Origin of the sequence: Paenibacillus rubinfantis (assembly GCF_001486505.1) — a bacterium.
GTDB lineage: Bacteria > Bacillota > Bacilli > Paenibacillales > Paenibacillaceae > Fontibacillus > Fontibacillus rubinfantis.
Genome location: NZ_LN909055.1, coordinates 57944 through 83050, shown reverse-complemented (window position 1 = coordinate 83050; position 25107 = coordinate 57944). Strand labels below are relative to the sequence as shown.

The following is a 25107-nucleotide window of genomic DNA, read 5'->3' as shown; positions in this document are numbered from 1 at the left end:
GAGCAACCATAAATTTAGAAAGAAAACGACTATTCAAGGAGGGGAATCAAATGAAAAAAACGAAAATGCTTTTGGCAACGCTGCTGGTCCTGACGATGGCTTTGGTCAGTGCATGCGGAAATAACAACAATGCGGCTCCTGCGGGCGATAACGGAGGTGCTGGCAACGCAGCAACGGGAACTAACGGAGGAGACGGCGCAAGTCAGCCAGAAAACGTGAAGATCCGTGTAGGTCTGGTGGGCGGCGGCATGACGCCAATCATCGCGCAAATCGGCATCAATGATGGCTCTTATGAGAAAGCTGGAATTACGATCGACAAACAAAGCTTTACGTCTGGTGCCGATATGGTACAAGCCCTGGTTGGCGGCAGCTTGGACATCGTATTGGGTTCTTATGAGCATGTATTAAGACAACAAAAGAACGGACTTGGCGTTAAAGCTTACGGCGAGATTTACAATGGCGTTGGCTATTCGCTGGTCGTGAAGAAGGATTCCTCGTTCCAATCGCTGGAAGATTTGAAGGGAACAACGCTGGCCGTAACCAAGGTGGGAAGCTTGTCTGACACCGGACTTCGTGAAGGTTTAAAAACCGCCAATATCAACCCGGACAAAGACGTCCAAATCATCAACGGCGGAAGCGGCGCTACGATGTTGGCCGCGATCGAAAGCGGAAAAGCCGCAGGCGGTATGGTTTCCGAGCCGACGATTTCTCAAATGGTTGCTACCGGGAACTATCGGGTGTTGTACGATCCACCGTACGATTTTGCCGGAATTACTGTGATGGCGAAAACGGATTGGGTCGACAAAAATCAGGATGCGATGAAGCGGTTCCTGCAGGTGAGCAATGAAGTGAATGAACGCGTGCAGAAGGATCCGGCATCCGCGGTTGAAGCGATGCTGAAAGAGTTTGATCAAATTCCGGCCGACGTTATGGAGACCGCGGTGAAAAACCAGCTGGCAAAAGTGCCGGCAGGCCTCAAAGTTTCCGAAGAAGGCGCGAAAAACGTCTCGAATACCCAAATCGAGGCGGGCGTGATCGAGAAAGAAATTCCGTTCGCCGATACAGTAGACCTGTCACTGCTTCCTTAAGTCATATGAAAATCGGGTGAAATCGCGCGGATTCCCGCGGCGTTTTGCCCGATTTATTTCACGACCGACGATAATACAGAAAGAAGGCGATCCGCACATGGCCAAAGATTTAAGAACTTATCTCGGGCAATTAAGCCAATTCGACGCGAACAGCGTCAAGCTCGTTGATACGGAAGTAGACCCGCGTTTTGGAATCACCGCATATGCTGCGGCATTGGCGGAGAAAGGCGATTACCCGGCTTTGTTGTTCAACAAGGTTAAAGGGGCGCAAATGGCATGCATATCCAACTTGTTAACCTCCTACGAGCGCGTTGCACTCTACCTGGGGTGTGAGGTTCAAGACATTCCGCGGGTATACGGCGAGAAATTGCAACAGCCGATCGAACCGGTGGTCGTAGACCGTGCCGCTGCCAAAGTGAAAGAAAACGTGATCGAAGAGGCGGAGGTCGATCTGTCCAAGCTGCCGATTCCCGTGCACAACGAGATGGACGGCGGACCGTACTTATCGGCGGGGGTGATGATTATCCGCGACCCGGATTCCGGGTTGATTAATGCGGGCATCTATCGACACCAAATCTTTAATGAACGCGATATGGGCGTTTGGTTCCTTGGCGCACACCATGGCGGATTGATCTATAAGAAGTATAAAAAACAAGGCAAGCCGGCTCCGATTGCCATCGCCCTGGGCCATCATCCCGGCTTCATCATGGGAGCCGTCTCCCGGGTTCAAGGCGTTGGCGGCGAATATGAAGCGGCTGGCGCGTTAATGGGCGAGCCTTTGGAGCTGGTGCAGGCGGATACGTCCGATTTGCTCGTGCCGGCGCATGCCGAGATTATTTTGGAAGGCGAAATTCTGCCGGATAACGATCACAGTGAGGGGCCGTTTGGCGAATGGCCGGGCCACTACCTTGGCGGTGGTTCGGTACCCACGATCCGTATCAAACGCATTACATACCGGAACCATGCGATCTTCCAGGATATCGTCGCTTCCGGACGAGAGCATTTGGTTGTGGGCGGAGTGCCGCGCTCGGGCAGTATTTACCATACGGTAAAGAAAATCGTCCCGGGACTAAAGACGGTTAACGTTCCTTTTTACAGCCGGATGAATTGTTATCTGTCGATTCAAAAAGAAAAGGACGCGGACGTGAAAAAGGCAGCTTTTGCGGCGCTAAACACGGAACCGGAAAATTTGCGTCATATCGTCGTTGTGGATGAGGATATCGACGTGTTTAATGGCGAGGAGGTCGCTTGGGCGATTGGCACGCGGTTTGATGCGGAGCGTGATCTGCTGGTCATCCCGCGTTGGAACGGACCGGGTGGACTGCTCCCGACGAACTGGGAGTATAACGCCGAAGGCAAGAACACGCCGCGCATGTCCAGCGCTGTGATAGTGGATGCCACCAAGCCAGCGCCGCCGGTGGTCTTTCCGAAGCGAGCGGTCGTCCCGAAAGAGAAGGTCGAGTTGGCAGATCTGGCTTCGCTGCGAGCACTGAATTCGGAAGAGAAAAACAACTGGCAAATCTAAAGTAGGTAGCCTCAACCGGCAGGCAACGGAAGGAAGGAATCCCGTTGTTATGCGCCGTTTGAGGCTGGCTTGTTTCATAGTTAATGTCATGAATTAATGCCATGAACGAATTGTGAGAGGAGCAGTTTCAACATGAAGAATGTAGTGGATTTGAACTGTGATATGGGCGAGAGCTTTGGCGCGTATAAGCTGGGCAGGGACAGCGAGGTTTTGCAATTCGTCACCTCGGCGAATATCGCATGCGGCTTCCATGCCGGCGATCCGGCGACCATGCGTCAAACCGTCAAGCTGGCATTGGATCACGGCGTTGCCTTGGGGGCGCATCCCGGCTTGCAGGATATGGTGGGCTTCGGACGACGGGATATGGACCTGTCTCCGCAGGAGGCCTATGACATCGTGGTTTATCAGATCGGGGCGCTGTGGGGATTCGTACGCGCGCAAGGAGCGAAACTGCAGCATGTGAAAGCGCACGGATCCTTATATAACATGGCGGCACGGAACGCCGGTTTGGCGGAGGCGATCGCTGAAGCGGTGTATAAGGTGGATCCGGAGTTGATTTTGTTTGGCCTAGCCGGCAGTGAGCTGATTCAAGCCGGGAAAAAAACCGGTTTGCGCACAGCCAGCGAAGTGTTCTCCGACAGGACCTACCAATCCGACGGTTCGCTTACCTCGCGCCGTTTACCGGACGCCTTGATCACGGATGAGGAACAATCGGTAAAACAGGTGATTCGTATGGTCGCAGAAGGCAAGGTCATGACGCAGCAGAACGTTGATGTCGCGATCCAAGCCGATACGATTTGTATTCACGGCGACGGCGTGCATGCCGTAGAGTTCGCGGATAAAATTCGCAGCTCGTTTACCGCCGCAGGGATTACGGTTCAACCAGTAGGAATTACGCTAGGGCAGCAGACTTAAGCGCAAAAGGAGGAGACAGCAGGATGGAACCATTGCATTTACAGACCGATGTGCTGGTGGTCGGATCCGGCGCGGCCGGGCTGATGGCCGCAAGAGCGGCGGCCGATGAGGGAGCGCGTGTCATTCTGACCGACAAAAGCTTGATCAGCCGGGGCGGTGCCACGATTTTGGCCCAGATGACTGTGGCGGTCGCTTTAGGGGAAGCGGAAGAGGACAACGCGCAGGTCCATTTTGAGGACACGATGAAAGGAAGCCGTGGTTTGGCGGACCCGAATATCGTTCGCGCCGTTGTCGAGCGGGGACCTGAGGTGATTCTCGAAGCGGAAGGTTATGGTGTGAAGTGGGCCCGTACGCCGGACGGCAAGCGTTCACAGGCTTTTGCACCGGGGCATTCCAAAGCTCGCTGCGTGTACGTGGACATTTTAAATACGGGTGGCGCAACGGCGGCCGGGCTGAAGAAATCGATCTGGAAAGACGAGAAGATCCAACGCCTCAAAAACGTGATGATTACGAAAGTAGTCGTCGAAAATGGACGGGCCATCGGTGCAATAGGCTTTGAGATGGAGGAGTATCGCCCGATCAGTATCGCCGCTTCTTCAGTCATTTTGGCTACGGGTGGATTAACGGAGGTCTTCGAGCGCAACAGCGCGTCCGCGAATATGACGGGTGACGGATTTGTCCTGGCGGCCGAAGCGGGAGCTGAGGTGCGTGATATGGAGATGGTGCAATTCTTCCCGATCGCTCATCTGTTTCCGCCGCTCGTCGGGATCGATCCGATCATGTGGGATCCGTTCCGCTATAAGCTGGGCGGCCGTCTGCTGAATGGCTTGAAAGAGGAATTTATGGACAAGTACAACGGTGAAGTAGCCGGCAAATATACGGCTGCCCGCGACCAAACGACGCTGGCGATCTTCCGGGAGGTGGAAGCCGGGCGCGGTACGCCGCATGGCGGAGCTTATCTCGACTTTACGATGGTGCCGGAGGATAAGCTGAAGGAAGCGTTTGGTCCGGTCATCGATATTTTGCGAAACCAAGGGGTTGACTTGACCAAAGATATGGTGGAAGTCGCGCCGATGGCGCACTTTATGCTCGGCGGCGTTCGCGTGGATGAAGCGATGCACACCCGTGTCCCGGGACTGCTCGCATCGGGCGAGCTGATTTACGGCATGCACGGGGCAAACCGCTTATCGGGTAACGCCATCACCGAAGCGCTGGTTACCGGCCGCATTGCGGGCGAAACGGCTGCACGGGAGAAGCGAGAGGAGCTGGATGAGGCCGCCGTTCGCCGGGCATTTGAACGGGAGATGGAGCGTTTGACGCAATTTTGGCACCCGATTCCGGTGGATCGAGACAACGCGTCGCTACAAACGTTTAAGCGGAAGCTTCAGCAGATCATGTGGAAGGGAGCTGGCCCGCTTCGGACGGAAAGCGGCTTGAAGGAAGCCTTGACGGAGCTCCGGGCACTGCGCGGTGAGCTGGACCGCATCTCGCTGGCGAAGCCGGGGAAATTCGCTTTGTCCCTATTTGAAAAATTGGAAGCCGCCAACATGCTGAAGGTCAGCGAAGCGATTGTGCTGGGGGCCTTGGAGCGGAAAGAGACGCGCGGCGCCCATGTGCGGTTGGATTATGACGATACGCTCACCCAGCCGTCCAGTTACAGCTATATCCTAAACGAGGCGGGAGAATGGGTCGTATCCGAGGTTCCCTTGCCGGTTGGTGTATAACGGAGATAAACAAGAGCAAGCAAGCCGGCAAGGCGGTTACGAAAGAAGGGAGACACAAACAATGGCAACAGTTACTTTAAACGTGGTTCGCGGCGATGCTGAAAGCGGCGCTTCCCTGGAGAAATTCGAGGTTCCGTTTCGAGACGGCATGAGCTTGCTGGATGCGATTTTTTGGATTCGGGAGCATCAAGATCCGTCCTTTTCGGTGCGGTATTCCTGCCGCTCGGCGAACGCCTGCAAAGAATGCTCGGCGTTTGTTGACGGCAAACCCGGTTACTTATGCAGCATTCGGGCTGTGCCGGATAGCGAGGTCAAGATCGAGCCGTTGACCGGCCGTCCGTGGATCAAGGATCTGGCGACAGCGCTGGAGTAGAGAGAGAACGAGCAGCAGCAACCCTCAAAAAGCTAGCAAGGAGTCTTGCGGCTCCCTGACATAACCATTATTCACATGAAGGAGGGGCAACTATGGCCTGGCTACAGCCCCGCAGTTTAGACGAAGCGCTTGAGCTGCTTCGGGAGCGGAGCCCCCGCATCGTGTGCGGGGGAACCGATTTGTTCGTGAACGCGCAGCGCAAATCGTACGAGTCGGAGTCAACCGACTGGCTCGACATCCGGCGCGTGCCGGAGCTGCAAGCGACCCGCCGCACTGAGGCAGGTCTCGAAATCGGCGCCGCGGTGACGGCTGCCGAAATTTGGGGCAGCGACTTGTTCCGCGTCGTGCCCGCGCTGCAACAAGCCGCCCGCATCGTTGGCGGCTGGCAGATCCAAAACCGCGCATCGCTTGGCGGCAATGTGGCGAACGCCTCCCCGGCCGCCGATATGGTCGTTCCGCTCGTGGCTTACCGAGCGGAAGTGCGGCTGGCCGGGGCAGACGGCACCCGCAGTGTGCCGATCGCGGACTTCATTGCCGGGCCGAAGGCGACCCAGCTTCGCGAACGCGAGCTGATCGCGTCGCTGTTCATCCCGGCCCGGGTGCTTGAGGTGCCGCAGGTATTTCTGCGGCATGATCAGCGCGCGGCCACCGACATCTCGATCGTCTCCATCGCCTTGCTGCTGCAAGGCAAAGGGAACGAGATCGAGTGGGGGACCGCCGCGGTAGGCGCGGCCGCGCCTAAGCCCTTCGTGCTCGGCGCGGAGGAGGAGCAGCGGTGGAGCGGTGAACTGACCGCCGCCAAGCTGGATGAGCTCAGCGCGTTATACGTGCAGCACAGCTCGCCAATTACGGATGTGCGCGCCAGCGCGGATTACCGCCGCGCCTTGGTTGGCACATATATCAAGCGGGCCGCGAACGCTTTGCTCGCAAACGGCCAGTAACGAGGGGAAGGAGCATCCGCATGACAGGGACAAAATTGACGGTAGCGATGTCGGAAAGCGACCGCACCTTAAAGCTGCTAAACGGCGGCAAAACGTTGCCCGGCTTCAAGCTGGACGTGCAGCGGGAGTCGATTGAGGAGATTTTTGTTAAACAAATTTCGCAAGCTACTTATGACGTATCCGAGCTTTCGCTGGCTTCTTACCTGATTGCCAAAGGCGGGGAAGATACGCGGTTAACGGCGATTCCGGTCTTTCTGTCGCGATCGTTCCGGCATAACGCGATTTATGTGCGTTCGGACAGTCCGTATACCCATCCTTCCGAGCTGAAAGGGAAGCGCTTTGGTTTTCCCGAGTTTCAAATGACGGCGGCCGTCTGGGTCCGAGGCATGTTCCGGCATGAATGGGGAATCGCCAATGAAGAGATGGAATGGTTTACGTTCCGTCCGGAGCGAGTTCCGGTGGAGACGCCGGCTACGCTGGTGGAAGGCGACATTTTTGAAGCATTAGCCGAAGGCAAGGTGGATGCGATCATGACGGCCCGGCGTCCGCCGGCGAAGCTGTTCCCTGCATCGGGGGAAGGCGGCGTGCTGCGCCGGTTGTTCCCTGATGTCTGGAACGTTGAGCGGGAGTATTACGGACGTACGGGGATTTTTCCGATCATGCATTTGGTGTCGCTGAAGTCGGAGACCGTTCGGCAATTCCCCGAGTTGCCCAAGCAGCTGTATGGGCTGATGCGGGAGATCAAAGAGGAAGGGATCGCGGAGCTACTGGAGACGATCCGCAATGCAACCTCCAATCCGTTCGTTTGGGAATCGGCTGAGCAATCGGCCAAGCTGATGAACGGCGATATGTGGCCTTACGGCGTCGCTGCGAACTGGCCGCAGATCGAGACGTTTATTACCTATCTGCAGGAGGACGGCCTGCTGGAGCGCAGCTTCACGCGGCAGGAGGTTTTCCATTCCTCCGTACAAGACACATAAGCATAAGCAAAGGAAGAAGGTGCTGCCAGATGAACGGCGGACGTAACCATAACCCTAACTCTAACTCTAGCATGACGTTAACGATCAATGGCAAGGACGTGACCTGGACCGGCGAGGCGACCGCCTCGCTGGCGGATGTTATCCGCGAAGGCCAAGACCTGACGGGGACTAAAATCGGCTGCCGCACCGGCGAATGCGGGGCTTGCACCGTGCTGCTGGAGGGTCAACCGGTGGTCTCTTGCCTTGTGCCCGTGGCTTCTGCTCAAGGACAAGCGGTTGAAACGATCGAGGGCTTGGCCCGGCACCCCGAGTTTCGGGAGCTGGAGCAGGCGATGCAGGAGTACGGCGGCGTACAATGCGGTTTCTGTACCCCGGGCGTCATGATGACCACCTGGGCTTGGCTGCAAAATCCCGCCTTGTTCGGAGGGGACATCGGTGCGGCGTTGAAAAATAATCTGTGCCGCTGCACCGGCTATCGCGGAATCATCGAAGCGGCGGAGCATGTGCTCGCCTCGAAAGGAGCCGTGCGATGACGACAAACAGGATGCAGCAACCAAGTAAATCGACGGACGCCAAGGTCATGAATCCGGCAGATCCAAACCAGGCGGCTCGGCAAGTCAATCCGGCGTTAAAGACAAAGCCGCTGGATCTCCCATCCAAGCTGGAAGGGCAAACCCGCTATCTGCACGACATGAATTTCCCCGGGCAGTTGATCGGCGCGATCTACCGCAGCCCCTATGCGCATGCGCGGATCAAGCGGATTGATGTCGAGAAGGCCCGCCAGGTTGAAGGCGTTCATGCCGTTATCACGGCGGACGATGTGCCAAACCATAAATACGGACCTACCAAATTCAAGGACTGGAACATTCTCGCTCGAGACCGCGTGCTTTTTATCGGCGATGAAATCGTCGCGGTGGCTGCGGAGACGAAAGAGGCGGCCGAGCAAGCGCTGGCCCTGATCGAAGTGGAATTGGAACCGCTGGAAGGCGTGTTTGATCCAGAAGCAGCGATGATTCCGGGAGCGCCGCAGCTTCATGAGGATGTGGAGCTGAACCGGCCGATGAAGGTGGATGTCGCGCGCGGCGACCTGGAGGAAGGGAAGCAGAAGGCGGTCGTCGTGAAAGGCGGTCGTTACGTATCCAATCGGATTTATCAGGGACATCTGGAACCGGTTGGCGCGATTGCGCACTGGTCGGAGGAGGATGGCATTACCATTTGGGCGCCTTCGCATATTCCGTACCGGGCGCGGGAAGCGTATGCCGCCGGGTTTGGCTTGCCGGAGGATAAAGTGCGGATCATTGTGCCGCCGATCGGGGGTTCTTTTGGCGCTAAATACGTCTTGAAGGTACACGTGATTGCCGCAGCGTTGGCGATGGCGACGGGGCGGCATGTAAAGATCATTTTGGATCGGTATGAGGATATGATAACGGCCCATCCGCGGGTTCCGCTGACTTTTGATATCGAAATCGGTGCGGATGCGGAAGGGAACTTTGTTTATAAAGACCTCACTGTGTATGCGGATGCCGGGGCTCGGGTTTATTGGAGCCCAAACGTGATTGCCACCGCCTGCACCCGGCCGGATAACATCTATCATTTCCACAATGTGAAATCAACGGGATACCTGGTGTACACCAACAATAGCCCAACCACCTGTATGCGCGGGTTCGGGAATGCGGAAATGCTGTTTGCGGTGGAAAGCGTCATCGACGAAATTGCGCTGGAGCTGGGGATGGACCCGGCCGAGCTACGCCTTAAAAATATCGTGCACGCCGGCGATACCACACTGCATGGCTATCGTCTCGATACCTGCAGTTTGGATGCCTGCATCGAGAAGGTGAAGGAGCTTTCCGGCTGGGAGCGGAGAAAAGAACTGCCGCCTTACCGGGGCCTTGGCCTTGCAGTGGCTAACCACGTCTCCGGCTTCCGCGCGATCGATCCGCGGTTTGACGGCTCTACGGCGGTGATCCGCGTCAAGCCGGGCGGACTGGTTGAGGTGGAAACCGGCGAAATCGAGCTGGGCCAAGGGATGACGATGACTTATGCTCGGATCGCCAGCCGCGTGCTGGGGATTCCGGAAGACGAGATTTTGGTGAAGTCCGGCGATACCGGGCGGTATCCGTTTGGGATCGGTACGTTGGCTTCCCGCAGTACGGTCATGGGCGGCAATGCCGTGCAAAAAGCGGCGGAATCGCTGGTCCGCGAAATTCGGCAATTGGCCGCTCAGGCGCTTGGCGAAGGAACGGTGTACGAGGCGGGCGTCGTGAAGCACAAGGATAAGACGTATTCGCTTGGCGATGTTGCCGACTGGTTCCGGGCCCGCCATGCCGGCGAGGAGCTAACCGTCAAGGAAACCTATGTCCCGGATACCGAGCTGCCGGATGCGACTTATTTCGGGCATCCTTCGCCGAACTATCCATTTGCTGCGCATGTCGCCGAGGTGGAGGTGGACCCGGACACCGGTCGGACGAAGGTCATTGGTTATTGGGCCGTCCACGATTCGGGTATGATCATCCACGAGACGATGGCAAAGAGCCAGGTGCTGGGTGCCGTCGCGCAAGGGATCGGCTGGGTGACGATGGAGGATCTCATCGTTCAGGAGGGCAAGGTGTTGAACCCTTCGATGATGGACTACCGCATGCCGGGGGCCAAGGATATGCCTGAGGTTCAGGTGCATTTCGTGCAGGAAGCCGATCCGCATGGCCCGTTTGGAGCCAAGTCCCTGGGCGAGGTCGCGTTGGATCCGGTTCCGGGCGCAATCGCGAATGCGATCGCCCATGCGACGGGGCGTCGCGGTTACGTGCTGCCGCTGTCGGCGGAACGCGTGTGGAAATCGCTGCAAGCCTAGGATTTAGCTCTGATCTAAACTCAACCGAAGGAAATGTTGCGAAATGTGCAGCATTTTAAGGCGAAAGTTTGATGTAGCGGGGAAAATAGTGCAGAAACTGCAACATTTTGAGCTTGTTCTGCGCCAATGAACGGAAAATGTTGTACTTGATGCAACATTTGAGCCGGGGAGGGAATTCACTCCTCAAAAATGTTGTACAAAATGCAACTTTGCGGCTCTCTGAGGCTGATTTCTTTCAGAGGACATCACAGAAAACGAACGAAGACGGGAGATGACGAGAAGATGGAGGAGCTCATCCATGCGCTGGACGATTGCCGGTCGGAACACCGGGCTTGCGTCGTTGCGACCATCGTTGATGTGGACGGCTCCGCCTATCGCCGGGAAGGGGCGCGATGCCTCATACATACCGATGGCGAGGTGACGGGCATCCTGAGCGGCGGCTGCATCGAAGAGGACCTGCGCGAGCATGCGCAGGAGGTGCTGCGTACCCTGGAGCCGCGCAAGCTGCTTTACGACTTCCGCATCGGGGAAGACGAGGTGTGGGGGATCGGCCTGGGGTGCAACGGGGCGATCACGGTGTGGCTCGAGCCGTTTGATCCGGTTCGTGCGCCGGACGCGGCGGACCGGATTTGTCTCCTATACACATCCTGAAGTGTATAAGAGACAGGATTTATGGGCCGATGCGGGAGTGCAAAGGGGAAGGGAATGTGGAGCCACTGGGGCCGGGCTGGTGCGACGCACCGAGGGCAGCACGCAGCTGGAGCTGCTGCTGGAGCGGGTCGCACCGCGCCCGGAGCTGATCATCGTCGGCGTTGGCGACGATGCGCGCTTGCTCTGCAGCCTGGCGCGCCGGCTGCAGTGGCGGGTGACCGTCGCGTACCATGCGACGGATAAAGCGACGCGGGAGCGGTTTCCCGCAGCCGACGAGCTGCGGGTCATCCCGCGTCTTGCGTTCGAGCAGGTCGACGTTCGGGGCAAATACGTCGTCGTCATGTCGCATAACCTGGATCTGGACCGGGAGGCAGTCCATCGGATGCTAACGCCGGAGGTTGCTTACCTCGGGCTAGTGGGTTCCCGTTATCGGCTGGAGAAGATCCTTGAGCCAAGTCGGACCCCGGGTGAACCGGTTCGCGCAATCGACCCCAAGCTGCTGGACAACCTTTATTCGCCAGTAGGGCTGGACATCGGCGCGGAAACGCCGGAGGAGATCGCCATGAGCATCCTGGCGGAAATGACCGCCGTCAAGAACGGCCGCCGCGGCGGTTTCCTGCGCGATCGCAAGGGGACAGCTAGCGCCGAAAGCAGCGAGAACGCCTTGTCCTCATCGCGGACTTCTTTCCTTGATGAACCTGCCTTCCCGGAATCCTGCCGTGTCTAAGCGCAGAGCGGACTCAGGAGAAGTGTGGGCGCTAATTCTCGCGGGCGGCGCATCCCGGCGGATGGGGGAACCCAAGCTGCTGCTGCCGGCGCCGCGCGGAAATCTGCTCAAGCAAACGATGCATCAGGCGCTGGCGGCCGGCAATGTGCGGGTGGCGATCATCGCCGCCGAAGGAGGGCCGCTGCAGCGCGAGCATGTTGAGGATCTGCCGGTGGAATGGCTGACAACGACGCAGGCCAACCGGGGACTCGGCGCCTCGCTGGCGGCCGGGATCCGGCAGCTGGAAGAGCGTTATACACCGGCGGCGATTCAAATCATCCTGGGCGATCAGCCGGAGATCTCGCCGGATGTGATACGGCAAGTAACGGAAGGATTCATCCAAACCGGTGCCGGAATTGTGCAAACGGTCTATGAGGATCGTCCGGCGCATCCGGTGTTGTTCGCAGCCCAGCTATACCCCGCATTAAAGGAACTGGACGGGGACGTTGGCGCCAAAGAGTTGCTGCGGCGATACAGGGATCAGATCCATGAGGTGAAGATTCCCGGTCCCGCGCCCCGCGATATCGACACGCCGGAGGAGTATGAGCGATACCGGATGTCGGTTTTTTCCAAAAGTTGACTTCGCTGAGGAGACACGTTATCCTAAGGGCAATTCAAGCATGAGGGGGACGTGACATGCCGCTGACCTACCGCTTTGATTCGGAACGGATCCGGATCCGTGAGACGGCAAATGACGAAGACGTGGAATTCGAGCTGACTTTCCTGCAGGACGAACCGCTGCTATCAAAAATGCGGGAAGTGCAAAGACGATTCGAGGACAATGACGTGTATACCGACGTCTTGTTTTACCTCAACCAGGATCAAGAGCGTCAATACAAGATCATCGTGCGCAAAGATTTTTATGAGGATTTCCTGCTCGCGTTATTGAAATATCGGATTCTGGAAGGGATCGAATGGACGAATTAAGAAAAAATCCGTACGGGTGTGATCCTACACCTGTACGGATTTTTTGGTTTAGACCGAGGATCGGACTTGCTCGCGCCGCAGCGAGCGTCGTGCGGACCAAAACCGCCAGCCGGTCAAAATTGCAGCGACCAGGCAAATGGAGGCCGAGGTCATAAACACCACATGCATGCCGGACAGGAACAGATCTGGGCGATCCGGCACTAATCCGGTGACCCGGCGACCGGCCCGGCTGCTCATGACGCTAAACAAGGTGGTGGTCGCGACCGTGATCCCGACAACCATCCCGATGTTACGCACCAGGGAATTAATACTGCCTGCGATGCCAAGCTGGGTTTTCGGGATTTTCGACATGACCAGCGAGTTGTTTGGCGATTGGAACAATCCGCTCCCAAGGCCAAGCAGGGCGATCCATACACCAACCAGCGCAACAGGGCTGGTGCCGTGCAGACGAGCCAGCCCGATCTGCGCGATAACCATCACGATCAGTCCGGCAAACGTCAGCATCTCGGAGCCGATCTTATCGGACAACGCCCCGCTCAGCGGCGCCACAATCACCATAACGATCGGGAACAACATCATCAAAAGCCCGGCATGGGAAGGCGTGAGGTTTAAGATGCTCTGTGTATAAAAAGGCGCGATGATATTAAAGCAGAAGTTAGCGACAAACACCAGGAACCCGGTCAGGATGCTTAAGCTAAACAACGGGTTGCGGAATAAAGTAAGCTGAAGCATCGGGGCTTCGCTGCGTTTCTCGATCCAGAGAAACACCAGAAACACGACCGCCGCCAGCACAAGAGCGCCCACAATTCGAACGTCCCGATAGCCGATCTGCTGCCCTAGAAGCAAGCCGGAGAATAAGGCCAGGATAAATATCGGAAACAGCAGACTGCCCGTCTTATCAACCTTTACCTTCAATTTGGTGCGATCCGCCGGGAGCATTCTCCAGCCGATGCCAATTGCGATAAGGCCGACGGGCAGGTTCACCCAGAAGATATACTCCCAGCCTAACGCGGAGACGATCACGCCGCCCAAGCTGGGGCCGGCAATGCTGCCCAAAGAGACGAAGGTACCGATAAGCCCAAGCGCTTTACCTCGCTCACTGGCCGGGAAGATGTCGGTGACAATCCCCTGGCTGTTGGCCATCGTCATTGATGCACCAAGCGCTTGCAGCAGGCGGGAGCCGACGAGCAGAGGCAAGCTGAAGCTAAAGCCGCACAGCAAGGAGCCGACGGTAAAGATCACCATTCCCCATTTGAAAACCTTGATTTTGCCCACGATGTCTCCCAGCTTGCCGAAGAAGAGAATTGCCGCGCAGATCATCATCAAATACGCGGTGACAACCCATTCAGCCTGAGCTACGCTTAAGTCCAGCTCCTTGGAGATAACAGGCAAAGCAATGTTGACGATGCTGCCGTCCAGCGTCGACATGAATGTAAACAAATTTAATACGATCAGGATCAACCAACGTTTACGTTGGATGTCCGGATCTTCCTGATAGGAAGTTGGGCGAGGGCCCGAACTAGGGGAACTCATTACACTACACCTCTCATTTCTCCATCCAAATCCATTTTGTTGCACCCGCAACTAATGAAACATTCCCAGTGTACTCCAATTTAGTTGCAGGCGCAACTGTTATCAGGTAAAATTTGCGTAAACCCGAAAATGCAAAGAGGTGCACAGGCATGGACAATCCTTCCGTTGGCAAACTAATTACTTATCTTCAACGGATCAACCAAAAGGAAATGGCTGCAATGTTGAAGCCGTACGGAATCGGTAGCGGGGGGAATCACAGCTATCTGTTGACGATATTAACGAAACCCGGTTTAAACCAGGATCAGTTAACCAGCTTGGTCCAGTTCGATAAGGCAACCACGACCCGCAGCGTCAAGCAATTGGAGGAAGCCGGTTATATCGAGCGCCGGGTGGACGAGCGTGATCGCAGATCGATCTTGTTATATCCAACGGAAAAAGGCCGCGCCTTTGAACCCGAGCTGCGGAAGATGCTAGCCGATTTTAACCGCCGGCTGACGTCCGTATTAAGTGAAGCGGAAAAAAACCAGCTACAGGCGCTGCTGACCAAAGTTTACGAAAGCAAGCAACCTAACAATTAGAGGGCAATCCTACGTCGATGATGATGATTAACGGTAAATCGTACCGTTATTTTCCGCGATTTACGCCACCGAGGGGAATTAACAGTAAATTCTACCTTTAATTGGGCCGATTTGTTCGAAAACGCGGGGTTCGATCGAAAATAACGGTACTTTTTTCGGTTAATTCAGACAATTACGGCAATGGATGAAAATTAGCAGTAGTTTTTACTGTTAGTTTCGTTTTATTACGCGCGCTACCAATGAACTTAGCTTCAATTATTGTCCCCGAAACGAGCGATGATGAAATGACGTGATATCCTGAAATAACGACTGTCCGCCATCCGTCAAAGTAAAGTGTTCCTTTAAGGGAAGATACAAAGCCCGGTACGGCTCAGGTACCCAAATATATTGATGAACGTAAGGCGTGGCAATGAACCCGCAATCGATCCAAAAGCGCAGACGTTCTCGGTTCATTTCTGTATCCTCCGCTTCGGCTTCGATCAAGATCGCTTCGGCGTGATGCTCCATGACAGCATAGTCGCGGATCTGGGAGAAGAAGCGATGGCCAAGCCCTTGCCCTCTGTGATCTTGACGAACCGCCATATAATCGAGAATTAACCGTTTGCGGCTATGACCGCTGCTGACGCCGGTGACTGCCATCGCCACCGTTTCGCCATCTTGAAGCCCGGCATGAAGGCTGGCGATCCCCCGATCCAGCATGCTCCTCAGCACCTTCTCCGGTTTGGCTCCGTGCTGAAACGCTTCCCGGTAGATCGGTCCCCATTGATCCCACCAGGTTTGATCCCATTTGGTTAAGGTCATGAATGACCAAGGCATGTCTTTTCCTCCGTTGGTTAGTGATCTTATCTTTCTATCTATTGTAACCTGTATTTGGAGAATCCTCATTCAGGACATATGTCCTTTCCAAACGGCAGAAGATATCCTTTAATAAAGTATTGACATAAAGGATCGTCATTGGGTCCGCTAACGAGGAGCGAGAAGAGGAGAGAGAAAGAATATGAGGGGATTGTTGTTTGCATTTTTGGCCGGGGCGTTTATCACCCTGCAGGGGGTAGCCAATACGCGGATCAGCGCGGATATCGGCACGTGGCCGGCGGCGGCGTTAACCCAGTTCACCGGCTTTGCGGCGGCGCTGATCATTTGGCTGTGCGTCCGCGACGGAGGGGTCAAAGATTTACGGCGGGTACGCCCGTTATACATTAGCGGCGGCGCTTGGGCGGCCATCATTATTTTTACCAATGTCACGGCGATTCAACAGGTCGGGGTAACTCTGACTATTTCCGCTGTCTTGATCGCCCAGCTCTGTATGACTTTCCTGATCGACAGCATGGGCTGGTTTGGCGTGCCAAAGCAAAAAATGCGTCTCCCGCAATTTATCGGGATTGGGATGATGATCGCCGGGATCGTAATTCTCAAATTTTAGCTGAAACCTGCGATGGCCTTAATACAGGAAGGAGAACGGACATGAAAGAAATAGCAGACCGCGTCTTACTAGCCGAATATATCGAATCGTTTGGACTCCGGAAGGTGTTTCCCAAAGCGCTGTTGCCTTATCTCACGCTGTATGGGTTTGATCAAGGTGAATTGATCTGCACGCAAGGCGAAGCGTCGCATTCGATGTACGTACTGGTCAAGGGGAAAATCAAAATCTACAACACGTCCCCGGAAGGCCGCACGCTGGTCATCTCCTTCAAAAATCCACTTGAGGTCATCGGAGATGTCGAATATATCCGGGACGGAGATATTATTAACACGGTCGAGGCCGTGTCGCCGGTGCACATGATTGGGGTGGAATACCGCTGGCTGCGAAAATACGGCGCCGATCATTCGCCATTGCTTTATTTTCTCCTGGACATCATTACGAAGAAGTTCTACATGAAATCCAGCTCGATGAGCTTTAATCTGCTGTATCCGGTGGAGATCCGCTTGGCGAGCTATCTCTTGTCCGTTTCCTTTGACGAGGGAGATGCCTTGTTCCTAGGGAAATTAGGCACGGCCGATCTGGCCGATGCCGCCAATTTGATCGGCACCAGCTACCGCCATTTGAACCGGGTATTGCAGAAATTTGCGACATTAGGCTTGATCGAGCGGAGCCGGGAGGGCATCACGGTGAAGGACCGGGAAGGGCTCCGCGAACTAGCGAGCCGAAATATTTACGAATAGGGGGACTGGAATGTGCTGTTTGGGATCTTGTTTGCGTTAACTGCAGGTGCGTTGGTGGGGATGCAGAACGTGTTTAATACGAAGGTGAATGAGCAGACGGGAAATTGGACGACCACGATGCTGGTGTTGGGACTGGGGTTTGTAGCTTCGTTTCTGATCGGTCTGGTGTTTGAGGGGCGAGGGATGTTTACATCTCTAGGAGGGATGCAAACCTGGTTTTGGTTCAGCGGCTTGATCGGCGTTGGTGTCGTCACCTGTATGGTGCAAGGGGTCAAACTGCTTGGTCCAACCTACGCGGTGGCGATCGTGATGACCTCGGAGCTTGGCTTTGCTTTGCTGTTTGATTCCTTGGGCTGGTTAGGTTTGCAGAAGGTGCCGTTTACGCTAAATCAACTGGTCGGGGTACTGATCATTGTTGGCGGAATCTTTGTATTTAAGCTGGGCGGGGGACGCGAGAGCGAGAAAGACACCTCCGTGCAGAAGAGAGAGGCTTTAAATTAAGGGATGGGACGTCAGGAGGCGCTGATTATGGAAGGGAACATCGATAAAATCGCATGGATCTGCTTGCGTGATGGACGTATGTTAAATGTTCGTTCCAAGGGGAAAGCGTTGTTTTATGTTCCGGGCGGCAAAAGAGAACCAGGGGAGTCGGATCACGAGACTTTGCAACGGGAAGTTCAAGAGGAATTGTCCGTTGCCGTGAAGCCGGATACGATCCGGTATTTCGAAACGTTCGAAGCGCAGGCGGACGGCAAGCCGGAGGGCGTGCTTGTGCGGATGATGTGCTATTTTGCGGATTTTGAGGGCGCGCTCCAGCCGGCCTCCGAGATCGAGGAAATGGCATGGCTCAGCTACGCGGAGCGTGATCGGACATCGCTGATCAGCCGGATGATTTTTGATCGGCTCCATGAGATGGATTTGCTGTGACGGAAGGAAGGGACACCCGATGATCATTAGACCTTTGCAAGCGGAGGATAACGAGGCGATCGAGGCCGTGATCCGCGATTGCTTGATCGAGTTCGGCGGCAACCGAGAAGGACTGGCCTGGCAAGACGATAGCCTTCGTGAGCTCTCCCGCTACTATGAGCCGGAGGGAAGAGCTTACTGGGTCGTGGAGCAGGACGGGAGGGTCGTGGGCGGGGCAGGGATTGCTCCGTTTGCCGATTCCGCCGAGGTGTGCGAGTTGCAGAAAATGTACCTGCGGGTCGAAATCCGCGGGACGGGAATCGCCGCTCAATTGCTTGCGACCTGCTTGGATTTCGCCAAGCGTCATTACGAGCAATGTTATCTGGAGACGTTGCAGACGATGGAGGCGGCGAACCGTTTTTAACGCAAACACGGCTTCCGGCAACTGCAAGCCCCCCTCGCGGGTTCGGAGCATTTCGCCTGCGATGCCTGGTATATTAGGGATATACGAGAATAACGAAATACGTTTGACCGAAAAAGCGCCAATGGGCGTTTTTTTGTCGTTATAGGGCATTCTCCGACAGGCCAAGGGAATTCCCTGATGGGAAGCGGGAGCGAAGAGTTTCATAATGGAATCAGAAGCTCGAATACCATTGATTCCCCGTCAAAGGCATTCATTTGGGCGATGAAGGAGTGAACGCTTCCATGAAACGAAGAACAGGACTTAGCTTTTTTAAGAAACCGGAAACGATTTCGGGCAACTGGACGAAAATCGAAGAGAAAAGCCGGGAATGGGAAAATATGTACCGCGGCCGCTGGTCGCATGACAAAGTGGTGCGTACGACGCACGGGGTGAACTGCACCGGCTCTTGCAGCTGGAAGGTGTTCGTGAAGAACGGCATCATCACTTGGGAAAATCAACAGATTGACTATCCGTCTTGCGGACCGGACATGCCTGAGTTTGAACCTCGCGGCTGCCCGCGTGGCGCCTCGTTCTCATGGTACGAGTACAGCCCGCTGCGCGTGAAATACCCTTATATGCGCGGCAAACTGCTGCGTCTATGGCGCGAGGCAATGACCAAGTCTCAGGGGAATCCCGTGGAGGCTTGGGCAAGCATCGTGGAGAACCCGGAAGCCGCGCGATCCTATAAAGAGGCCCGCGGGAAAGGCGGCCATGTGCGCGTGACCTGGGAAGAAGCCACCCAGCTGATTTCAGCGCAATTACTTTATACCATTAAGAAATACGGTCCGGATCGCATTGCCGGATTTACGCCGATTCCAGCCATGTCGATGATCAGCTACGCCTCAGGCGCGCGGTTTATCTCTTTGCTGGGCGGTGAGATGCTTAGTTTCTATGACTGGTATGCCGACCTGCCTCCAGCTTCGCCGCAAATTTGGGGCGAGCAAACCGACGTACCGGAGTCATCTGACTGGTACAACGCTGGATATCTGATCATGTGGGGCTCCAATGTGCCGCTCACGCGGACGCCGGACGCCCACTTCATGACCGAGGTCCGTTATAAAGGAACCAAAGTGGTCTCCGTAGCACCGGACCATGCGGAGAATGTTAAGTTCGCCGACAACTGGCTGGCTCCGCATCCAGGGACCGACGCCGCCGTCGCACAAGCGATGACGCATGTCATCCTGGATGAGTTCTACGTGAAACGCCAAGAACCGATGTTCTTGAACTACGCGAAACAATACACGGACATGCCGTTCCTGATTTTGCTGGATCCGCATGAAGGCGGATATAAGGCCGGACGTTTCCTGCGGGCCAGCGATTTAGGTCAGACAACAGAACATGCGGAATGGAAGCCGGTCATTTATGACGAGGCCGCCGGCGAGTTGGTCGTGCCGAACGGAACGATGGGCCAACGCTGGGAGAAGGATGTCAAATGGAATCTGATCCTCGATCGGGAAGACGGCAGCCGCATTGAACCGGCGTTGTCGGTTGAGCCGCACGGAGGAGCATGGACGGAAATCGCCTTCCCTTATTTCGACGCGGCTGGGAATGGCACGTTCACCCGGACGATTCCGGCGAAAACCATTACTTTAGCTGACGGAACTACTCGTCTGGCGGCAACGGTCCACGACCTGATGCTTAGCCAATACGGGGTGAACCGTCCGGGCAGCACGCATACCGCCAAGGGGTATGATGATGCACAATCGCATTACACTCCGGCTTGGCAAGAGCGGATCACCGGCGTCAAAGCCTCGCTGGTGGTGCAAATCGCTCGCGAGTTTGCGCAAAACGCCCTCGACACCGGCGGGCGCTCGATGATCATTATGGGCGCCGGGATTAACCACTGGTTCAACAGCGATACGATCTACCGCTCGATCTTGAACCTTGTTATGCTGACGGCATCTCAAGGCGTGAACGGCGGCGGTTGGGCTCACTATGTCGGACAGGAGAAATGCCGGCCGATCGAAGGCTGGTCGACGATCGCTTTTGCCCGTGACTGGCAAGCGCCGCCGCGGCTGCAAAACGCTACCTCGTTCTTCTATTTTGCGACCGACCAATGGAAATATGAGGAGATGAGCGCGGATTCGTTGAAATCGCCAACCGGCGGCGACATCCCGTACCAACATCCCGCGGATTACAACGTGCTGGCCGCTCGATTGGGCTGGTTGCCATCATACCCGCAGTTTAATAAAAGCAGCTTAGCCTTTGCCGAAGAAGCGGCTGCTCAAGGTAAAACGGATAACGCTGAGATCATCCAGCATGCCTATGAGCAAGTGGTCTCCGGCGAAACGAAGTTTGCCGTGGAAGACCCGGACGCGCCGGAGAACTTCCCGCGTTCGCTGTTTGTCTGGCGTTCGAACCTGATCTCCAGCTCGGCGAAAGGGCAAGAGTTCTTTATGAAGCATCTGCTGGGGACGCATAACGGGCTGTTATCCAACCCGAACGAAGAAGAGAAGCCGGAAGAAATCGTCTGGCGCGATGACGTGGAAGGCAAGCTGGATCTGCTCGTATCGTTGGATTTCCGCATGACGGCAACTCCGATGTATGCCGATATCGTCCTGCCTGCAGCAACCTGGTACGAGAAAGTGGATATTTCCTCGACCGACATGCACCCGTTCGTGCATCCGTTTAACCCGGCGATCGATCCGCTGTGGGAATCGCGGACGGACTGGGATATTTACCGGACGCTTGCCAGCGTGTTGTCCGAGATGGCCAAGGAGCATATGCCGGGCGTATATAAAGACCTGGTTTCCTCGCCGCTGGGTCATGATTCGATGGCTGAAATCGCCCAACCTTTTGGCGAAGTGAAGGACTGGAAGCGCGGCGAAGTGAAGCCGGTTCTCGGCAAAACGATGCCAGGCTTTACCGTAGTCGAGCGCGACTACACGAAGATCTATGACAAGTACATCACGCTTGGACCTAACCTGGAAACCGGCAAGGTCGGCGCGCATGGGGTATCGTTCTCCGTCAAGGAAGAGTACGAGGATTTGAAGAAAATCAACGGCTCCTATATCGACGATACGATCAAAAACGGTCGACCGAAGCTGCGCACCGCAAGACAAGCGGCGAATGCCGTGTTGCATTTGTCGTCGGCCACTAACGGGAAAGTGTCGCAGCGCGCATGGGAATCCGCCGAGCAGGATACGGGTGTGGAACTGAAGGATATCTCTGCGGACCGTGCGGCAGAACGAATTACGTTCGCAAACATTACCGCTCAGCCTCGCGAGGTCATTCCGACACCGGTATTCAGCGGCTCGAACAAATCGGGACGCCGGTATTCGCCGTTTACGACCAACATCGAGCGCTTGGTACCGTTCCGGACGTTAACCGGACGCCAGCATTTTTATCTGGATCACCAAATCTTCCTGCAATTCGGGGAGGCGCTGCCGGTTTATAAACCAACGCTGCCGCCAATGGTATTTGGTCCGCGAGACAAGCAGGTTGAGGGAGGTAAGGATGCCCTGGTGCTGCGTTATTTAACGCCGCACGGCAAATGGAACATCCACAGCACGTATCAGGATAACCTGCACATGCTGACCTTGTTCCGCGGCGGTCCAACCGTATGGATCAGCAATGAGGATGCCGAAGCGCATCAGATTAACGATAACGATTGGCTGGAGGTTTACAACCGCAACGGCGTCGTCACGGCGAGAGCGGTGGTCAGCCACCGGATGCCAAAGGGCACGATGTTTATGTATCATGCTCAGGATAAGCACATCAATGTACCGGGTTCGGAAATTACGGGAGAGCGGGGCGGCAGCCATAATGCACCTACGCGAATCCATTTGAAGCCAACGCAGCTCGTTGGGGGTTATGCCCAGCTCAGCTACGGCTTCAATTATTACGGACCGATCGGCAACCAGCGCGATGTCTACGTTGCCGTGCGCAAACTGAAGGAGGTCGACTGGCTTGAAGATTAAAGCGCAAATCGCCATGGTGTTGAACCTGGATAAATGCATCGGCTGTCACACCTGCAGCGTCACTTGTAAGAGCACCTGGACAAACCGGGAAGGCGCCGAATATATGTGGTTCAACAACGTCGAAACGAAGCCGGGCATCGGCTATCCGAAGCGTTGGGAGGACCAGGAGCATTACAAAGGCGGCTGGACGTTGAAGAACGGCAAGCTGGAATTGAAATCCGGCAGCAAGCTGTCGAAGATCGCCCTTGGTAAAATTTTCTACAACCCGGACATGCCGGAGATGAAAGATTATTATGAGCCGTGGACTTATGATTACGAGAAGCTGACGAATTCGGGCGAGAAGAAGCACCAGCCCGTCGCTCGTCCCAAATCCGTCGTCACCGGTGACAAGATGGACCTGGATTGGGGACCTAACTGGGAAGACGATCTGGCCGGCGGCCATATCACCGGTCCGAAGGATCCAAATATCGAGAAGATCGAAGAGGAGATCAAATTCAACTTCGAGCAATCGTTTATGATGTACTTGCCTCGTCTCTGCGAGCATTGCTTAAATCCAAGCTGCGTCGCTTCTTGCCCCTCGGGCGCCATTTACAAACGCGATGAGGACGGCATCGTCCTCGTCGACCAAGAAGCTTGCCGCGGCTGGCGTTACTGCATGACGGGCTGCCCTTACAAGAAAGTCTACTTCAACTGGAAAACAAACAAAGCGGAAAAATGTACGTTCTGCTTCCCAAGAATCGAAGCGGGACTCCCTACGGTGTGCTCCGAAACCTGCACCGGGCGTATTCGCTACCTGGGCGTGCTGCTGTATGATGCGGATCGCGTACAAGAAGCGGCTTCCACGCCGGATGAGAAGGATTTGTACGAAGCGCAGCTGGGCTTATTCCTTGACCCGAATGATCCGAAGATTATCGAGCAGGCCCGCAAAGACGGATTGTCCGAGGAATGGATCGAAGCGGCGCAAAATTCACCGGTCTACAAACTGGCGATTGAATATAAGCTGGCATTCCCGCTGCATCCGGAATACCGCACGCTGCCGATGGTATGGTACGTACCACCGCTCAGCCCGATCATGAGCCATTTCGAAGGCAAGGATTCGATTCAGAATCCGGATCTGATCTTCCCGGCGATTGAGGAAATGAGAACGCCGGTGCAATACTTGGCTAATCTCTTAACCGCTGGAGATACCTCCACCGTCAAAATCGCGCTGCAACGGATGGCGATGATGCGCCAATACCAACGCGCGCAATTCTCCAAGCAGCCGTTTGACGACAACCGCTTGGCTCGTGTCGGATTAACCGCTCAGCAGATCGAAGAGATGTACCGCCTGCTGGCCATCGCTAAATATGAGGACCGGTTTGTTATCCCAACCTCGCATAAGGAAGGATATATGGATCCGTACCGGGCGCAAGGCACCGCAGGATTCGGCATGGATTGCGACGGCTGCGGCCCGGCAACTCCGATTCCAGCTAGCAGCACCAAGAGCGGACGGGATCTGTACGAACAAAACTTCTACGGGGGGATTTGGCGTGATTGATCTGGTGAAACTGGATGAACATCGCGAGTTGTTCGGCTTTTTTGCCGGACAACTCGTCTATCCCGACAAGGAAACGTTCGATTTGATCCGTGAGAGCGGGGAAGACGTCCTGCCTCCGGCCATAATGACCCCAGTGACGAGATATCGGGAACAGATGCTTGCGCTTAGCATGGAAGAGATCGAGGAACTGTACGTGGATACCTTCGATTTTGAGAAATCGTCAACGCTCTATATGACCTATTCCAAATATGAGGACTCCAAAGACCGTGGGCAATTGCTGACTTCGCTCAAAGCAGTTTATGAGATGTTTGGCCTGGAAATGGAGGATCGGGAATTGCCCGATTTCCTGCCGCTGATGCTAGAATTCCTCTATGCAGCCGATTGGCTGAATCATCCGCACGGCGAGACGGGGATGTTAACGGTCATCACGATTCTAGAGGATGGCACTTTTCAATTAATGAAGTCGCTGGAGTCGAAGGATAACCCTTATTATGAGCTAGTCAAAGCTCTTCGTGAAACGTTCAAGTTGTGTTTGTCGCAGGAGGTGAAGATTCATGAGTCTGTTTGAGCAATTTTTATGGGTCATCTTCCCGTATCTGTGCGTGGCAACATTCGTAGTGGGGCATATTTTCCGCTACCGTTACGATCAATTTAACTGGACGGCCAAATCCAGCGAATTCATCGAGAAGAAACGATTGATGCTGGGAAGCATGTTGTTTCACATCGGGATTATTCCGGTCATTATGGGTCATGTAGCCGGATTAGGCATTCCTAAGGAATGGATGACCGCCCTTGGCGTGAGTGAGCATCTGTATCATATCGGGGCAATGTATGGCGGAGGATTCTTTGGCGTGGTTACTTTCGCTGGCATGCTGATTCTGACGTCGCGCCGATTGACCATGAAGAACGTACGCCGCCTTAGCTCGGCGTCGGATATGATCGTAAATGGACTGCTGCTGTTTATCGTCTTTATGGGGATGTTCTCCACGCTGGTGACGAATAACGTACAGCCGGATTTTGATTATCGGGAGACGATTTCCGTCTGGTTCCGCAATCTGCTGATTTTCCGGCCGGAAGCTTCCTATATGGCGGAGGTACCGATCTCATTCCAAATCCACATCTTGGCAGGGTTTCTGATCTTTGCCTTATGGCCGTTTACCCGTCTCGTTCATGTCTGGAGCGTACCCTTGAATTATGCCCGAAGAAGCTATATCCTTTATAGGAAGAATCGCTCGCATACTGCGGGACGTTAAGGATTTGAAGTTTAGGGAG

The 25107-nt window shown here is 55.2% G+C and carries 25 protein-coding genes; 23 read left to right on the top strand and 2 right to left on the bottom strand.

Features of this window, described 5'->3' with window-relative positions; translation table 11 throughout:
* Positions 1–50: 50 nt before the first annotated feature.
* The 13 genes from BN3277_RS01505 (at position 51) to BN3277_RS01445 (ending at position 12735) form a co-directional block, all read left to right on the top strand.
* Complete coding sequence (locus BN3277_RS01505; RefSeq protein ID WP_059040558.1) at positions 51–1088, top strand: ABC transporter substrate-binding protein; 1038 nt, start codon at positions 51–53, stop codon at positions 1086–1088.
* A 97-nt stretch (positions 1089–1185) separates the two neighbouring features.
* Positions 1186–2613, top strand: coding sequence for a UbiD family decarboxylase (locus tag BN3277_RS01500; protein WP_059040557.1), 1428 nt, complete (start codon positions 1186–1188; stop codon positions 2611–2613).
* Between the two features lie 132 nt (positions 2614–2745).
* Positions 2746–3528, top strand: coding sequence for a LamB/YcsF family protein (locus tag BN3277_RS01495; protein ID WP_059040556.1), 783 nt, complete (start codon positions 2746–2748; stop codon positions 3526–3528).
* Positions 3529–3551: 23 nt separating this feature from the next.
* A complete protein-coding gene (locus BN3277_RS01490; RefSeq protein WP_059040555.1) occupies positions 3552–5252 on the top strand; it encodes an FAD-binding protein in 1701 nt (566 codons plus the stop codon).
* Positions 5253–5313: 61 nt separating this feature from the next.
* The gene (locus BN3277_RS01485; protein ID WP_059040554.1) at positions 5314–5625 is read left to right on the top strand and encodes a 2Fe-2S iron-sulfur cluster-binding protein; all 312 of its coding nucleotides are present in this window, start codon (positions 5314–5316) and stop codon (positions 5623–5625) included.
* Positions 5626–5717: 92 nt separating this feature from the next.
* Positions 5718–6566, top strand: coding sequence for an FAD binding domain-containing protein (locus BN3277_RS01480; RefSeq protein ID WP_059040553.1), 849 nt, complete (start codon positions 5718–5720; stop codon positions 6564–6566).
* 20 nt (positions 6567–6586) lie between these two features.
* The gene (locus BN3277_RS01475; protein WP_059040552.1) at positions 6587–7546 is read left to right on the top strand and encodes a type 2 periplasmic-binding domain-containing protein; all 960 of its coding nucleotides are present in this window, start codon (positions 6587–6589) and stop codon (positions 7544–7546) included.
* A 29-nt stretch (positions 7547–7575) separates the two neighbouring features.
* Positions 7576–8079: a (2Fe-2S)-binding protein gene (locus BN3277_RS01470; protein ID WP_059040551.1), complete on the top strand. Its 504-nt coding sequence runs from the start codon at positions 7576–7578 to the stop codon at positions 8077–8079.
* Positions 8076–10391, top strand: coding sequence for a xanthine dehydrogenase family protein molybdopterin-binding subunit (locus BN3277_RS01465; protein WP_059040550.1), 2316 nt, complete (start codon positions 8076–8078; stop codon positions 10389–10391). Before BN3277_RS01470 ends, BN3277_RS01465 begins: the two co-directional genes overlap by 4 nt.
* Positions 10392–10673: 282 nt before the next feature.
* On the top strand, positions 10674–11042 hold the full coding sequence (locus BN3277_RS01460; RefSeq protein ID WP_059040549.1) for an XdhC family protein: 369 nt from the start codon (positions 10674–10676) through the stop codon (positions 11040–11042).
* 79 nt (positions 11043–11121) lie between these two features.
* Positions 11122–11769 (top strand): XdhC family protein, encoded by a 648-nt coding sequence (locus BN3277_RS01455; RefSeq protein ID WP_059040548.1) that lies wholly within the window; start codon positions 11122–11124, stop codon positions 11767–11769.
* The gene (locus BN3277_RS01450; RefSeq protein WP_157688665.1) at positions 11762–12388 is read left to right on the top strand and encodes a nucleotidyltransferase family protein; all 627 of its coding nucleotides are present in this window, start codon (positions 11762–11764) and stop codon (positions 12386–12388) included. The genes BN3277_RS01455 and BN3277_RS01450 overlap by 8 nt, the downstream gene beginning before the upstream one ends.
* A gap of 56 nt (positions 12389–12444) precedes the next feature.
* Positions 12445–12735, top strand: coding sequence for a hypothetical protein (locus tag BN3277_RS01445; protein ID WP_059040546.1), 291 nt, complete (start codon positions 12445–12447; stop codon positions 12733–12735).
* Positions 12736–12783: 48 nt separating this feature from the next.
* Here BN3277_RS01445 and BN3277_RS01440 read toward each other — a convergent pair whose 3' ends face one another.
* On the bottom strand, positions 12784–14268 hold the full coding sequence (locus BN3277_RS01440) for an MFS transporter (RefSeq protein ID WP_059040545.1): 1485 nt from the start codon (positions 14266–14268) through the stop codon (positions 12784–12786).
* A gap of 149 nt (positions 14269–14417) precedes the next feature.
* On the opposite strand from BN3277_RS01440, the gene BN3277_RS01435 reads away from it, so the two are divergent.
* A complete protein-coding gene (locus BN3277_RS01435; RefSeq protein WP_059040544.1) occupies positions 14418–14846 on the top strand; it encodes a MarR family winged helix-turn-helix transcriptional regulator in 429 nt (142 codons plus the stop codon).
* Positions 14847–15101: 255 nt separating this feature from the next.
* Here BN3277_RS01435 and BN3277_RS01430 read toward each other — a convergent pair whose 3' ends face one another.
* On the bottom strand, positions 15102–15662 hold the full coding sequence (locus tag BN3277_RS01430; RefSeq protein WP_059040543.1) for a GNAT family N-acetyltransferase: 561 nt from the start codon (positions 15660–15662) through the stop codon (positions 15102–15104).
* A 181-nt stretch (positions 15663–15843) separates the two neighbouring features.
* Between BN3277_RS01430 and BN3277_RS01425 the strand changes: the two genes are divergently transcribed.
* From BN3277_RS01425 to narI, 9 genes are all read left to right on the top strand, one after another.
* Positions 15844–16269 (top strand): DMT family transporter, encoded by a 426-nt coding sequence (locus BN3277_RS01425; RefSeq protein ID WP_059040542.1) that lies wholly within the window; start codon positions 15844–15846, stop codon positions 16267–16269.
* 41 nt (positions 16270–16310) lie between these two features.
* Entirely contained in the window at positions 16311–17009 is a 699-nt protein-coding gene (locus BN3277_RS01420; protein WP_059040541.1) for a Crp/Fnr family transcriptional regulator, read from the top strand.
* A 12-nt stretch (positions 17010–17021) separates the two neighbouring features.
* On the top strand, positions 17022–17510 hold the full coding sequence (locus BN3277_RS01415; protein ID WP_059040540.1) for a DMT family transporter: 489 nt from the start codon (positions 17022–17024) through the stop codon (positions 17508–17510).
* 27 nt (positions 17511–17537) lie between these two features.
* Positions 17538–17936: an NUDIX hydrolase gene (locus BN3277_RS01410; protein ID WP_059040539.1), complete on the top strand. Its 399-nt coding sequence runs from the start codon at positions 17538–17540 to the stop codon at positions 17934–17936.
* A gap of 19 nt (positions 17937–17955) precedes the next feature.
* Positions 17956–18339 carry a GNAT family N-acetyltransferase gene (locus BN3277_RS01405; protein WP_232436296.1) on the top strand — a complete coding sequence of 128 codons (384 nt, stop codon included), beginning with the start codon at positions 17956–17958 and terminating at the stop codon, positions 18337–18339.
* A gap of 281 nt (positions 18340–18620) precedes the next feature.
* Positions 18621–22298, top strand: a complete 3678-nt coding sequence (locus tag BN3277_RS01400; protein WP_059040538.1) for a nitrate reductase subunit alpha — start codon at positions 18621–18623, stop codon at positions 22296–22298.
* Positions 22288–23835, top strand: a complete 1548-nt coding sequence (gene narH / locus BN3277_RS01395; RefSeq protein WP_059040537.1) for a nitrate reductase subunit beta — start codon at positions 22288–22290, stop codon at positions 23833–23835. Before BN3277_RS01400 ends, narH begins: the two co-directional genes overlap by 11 nt.
* Positions 23828–24403 (top strand): nitrate reductase molybdenum cofactor assembly chaperone, encoded by a 576-nt coding sequence (gene narJ / locus BN3277_RS01390; protein ID WP_059040536.1) that lies wholly within the window; start codon positions 23828–23830, stop codon positions 24401–24403. Before narH ends, narJ begins: the two co-directional genes overlap by 8 nt.
* Entirely contained in the window at positions 24390–25088 is a 699-nt protein-coding gene (gene narI, locus BN3277_RS01385; protein WP_059040535.1) for a respiratory nitrate reductase subunit gamma, read from the top strand. The genes narJ and narI overlap by 14 nt, the downstream gene beginning before the upstream one ends.
* Positions 25089–25107 lie beyond the last annotated feature (19 nt).

Excerpts from the sequence above, each read along its gene's own strand:
- BN3277_RS01440 (WP_059040545.1), bottom strand. The coding sequence starts at position 14,268 with ATGAGTTCCCCTAGTTCGGGCCCTCGCCCAACTTCCTATCAGGAAGAT.
- narI (WP_059040535.1), top strand. The coding sequence starts at position 24,390 with ATGAGTCTGTTTGAGCAATTTTTATGGGTCATCTTCCCGTATCTGTGC.
- BN3277_RS01475 (WP_059040552.1), top strand. The coding sequence starts at position 6,587 with ATGACAGGGACAAAATTGACGGTAGCGATGTCGGAAAGCGACCGCACC.
- BN3277_RS01425 (WP_059040542.1), top strand. The coding sequence starts at position 15,844 with ATGAGGGGATTGTTGTTTGCATTTTTGGCCGGGGCGTTTATCACCCTG.
- BN3277_RS01445 (WP_059040546.1), top strand. The coding sequence starts at position 12,445 with ATGCCGCTGACCTACCGCTTTGATTCGGAACGGATCCGGATCCGTGAG.
- BN3277_RS01430 (WP_059040543.1), bottom strand. The coding sequence starts at position 15,662 with ATGCCTTGGTCATTCATGACCTTAACCAAATGGGATCAAACCTGGTGG.
- BN3277_RS01435 (WP_059040544.1), top strand. The coding sequence starts at position 14,418 with ATGGACAATCCTTCCGTTGGCAAACTAATTACTTATCTTCAACGGATC.
- BN3277_RS01405 (WP_232436296.1), top strand. The coding sequence starts at position 17,956 with ATGATCATTAGACCTTTGCAAGCGGAGGATAACGAGGCGATCGAGGCC.
- BN3277_RS01505 (WP_059040558.1), top strand. The coding sequence starts at position 51 with ATGAAAAAAACGAAAATGCTTTTGGCAACGCTGCTGGTCCTGACGATG.
- BN3277_RS01400 (WP_059040538.1), top strand. The coding sequence starts at position 18,621 with ATGAAACGAAGAACAGGACTTAGCTTTTTTAAGAAACCGGAAACGATT.
- BN3277_RS01410 (WP_059040539.1), top strand. The coding sequence starts at position 17,538 with ATGGAAGGGAACATCGATAAAATCGCATGGATCTGCTTGCGTGATGGA.
- BN3277_RS01480 (WP_059040553.1), top strand. The coding sequence starts at position 5,718 with ATGGCCTGGCTACAGCCCCGCAGTTTAGACGAAGCGCTTGAGCTGCTT.
- BN3277_RS01460 (WP_059040549.1), top strand. The coding sequence starts at position 10,674 with ATGGAGGAGCTCATCCATGCGCTGGACGATTGCCGGTCGGAACACCGG.
- BN3277_RS01465 (WP_059040550.1), top strand. The coding sequence starts at position 8,076 with ATGACGACAAACAGGATGCAGCAACCAAGTAAATCGACGGACGCCAAG.
- BN3277_RS01495 (WP_059040556.1), top strand. The coding sequence starts at position 2,746 with ATGAAGAATGTAGTGGATTTGAACTGTGATATGGGCGAGAGCTTTGGC.
- BN3277_RS01485 (WP_059040554.1), top strand. The coding sequence starts at position 5,314 with ATGGCAACAGTTACTTTAAACGTGGTTCGCGGCGATGCTGAAAGCGGC.
- BN3277_RS01420 (WP_059040541.1), top strand. The coding sequence starts at position 16,311 with ATGAAAGAAATAGCAGACCGCGTCTTACTAGCCGAATATATCGAATCG.
- BN3277_RS01490 (WP_059040555.1), top strand. The coding sequence starts at position 3,552 with ATGGAACCATTGCATTTACAGACCGATGTGCTGGTGGTCGGATCCGGC.
- BN3277_RS01470 (WP_059040551.1), top strand. The coding sequence starts at position 7,576 with ATGAACGGCGGACGTAACCATAACCCTAACTCTAACTCTAGCATGACG.
- BN3277_RS01500 (WP_059040557.1), top strand. The coding sequence starts at position 1,186 with ATGGCCAAAGATTTAAGAACTTATCTCGGGCAATTAAGCCAATTCGAC.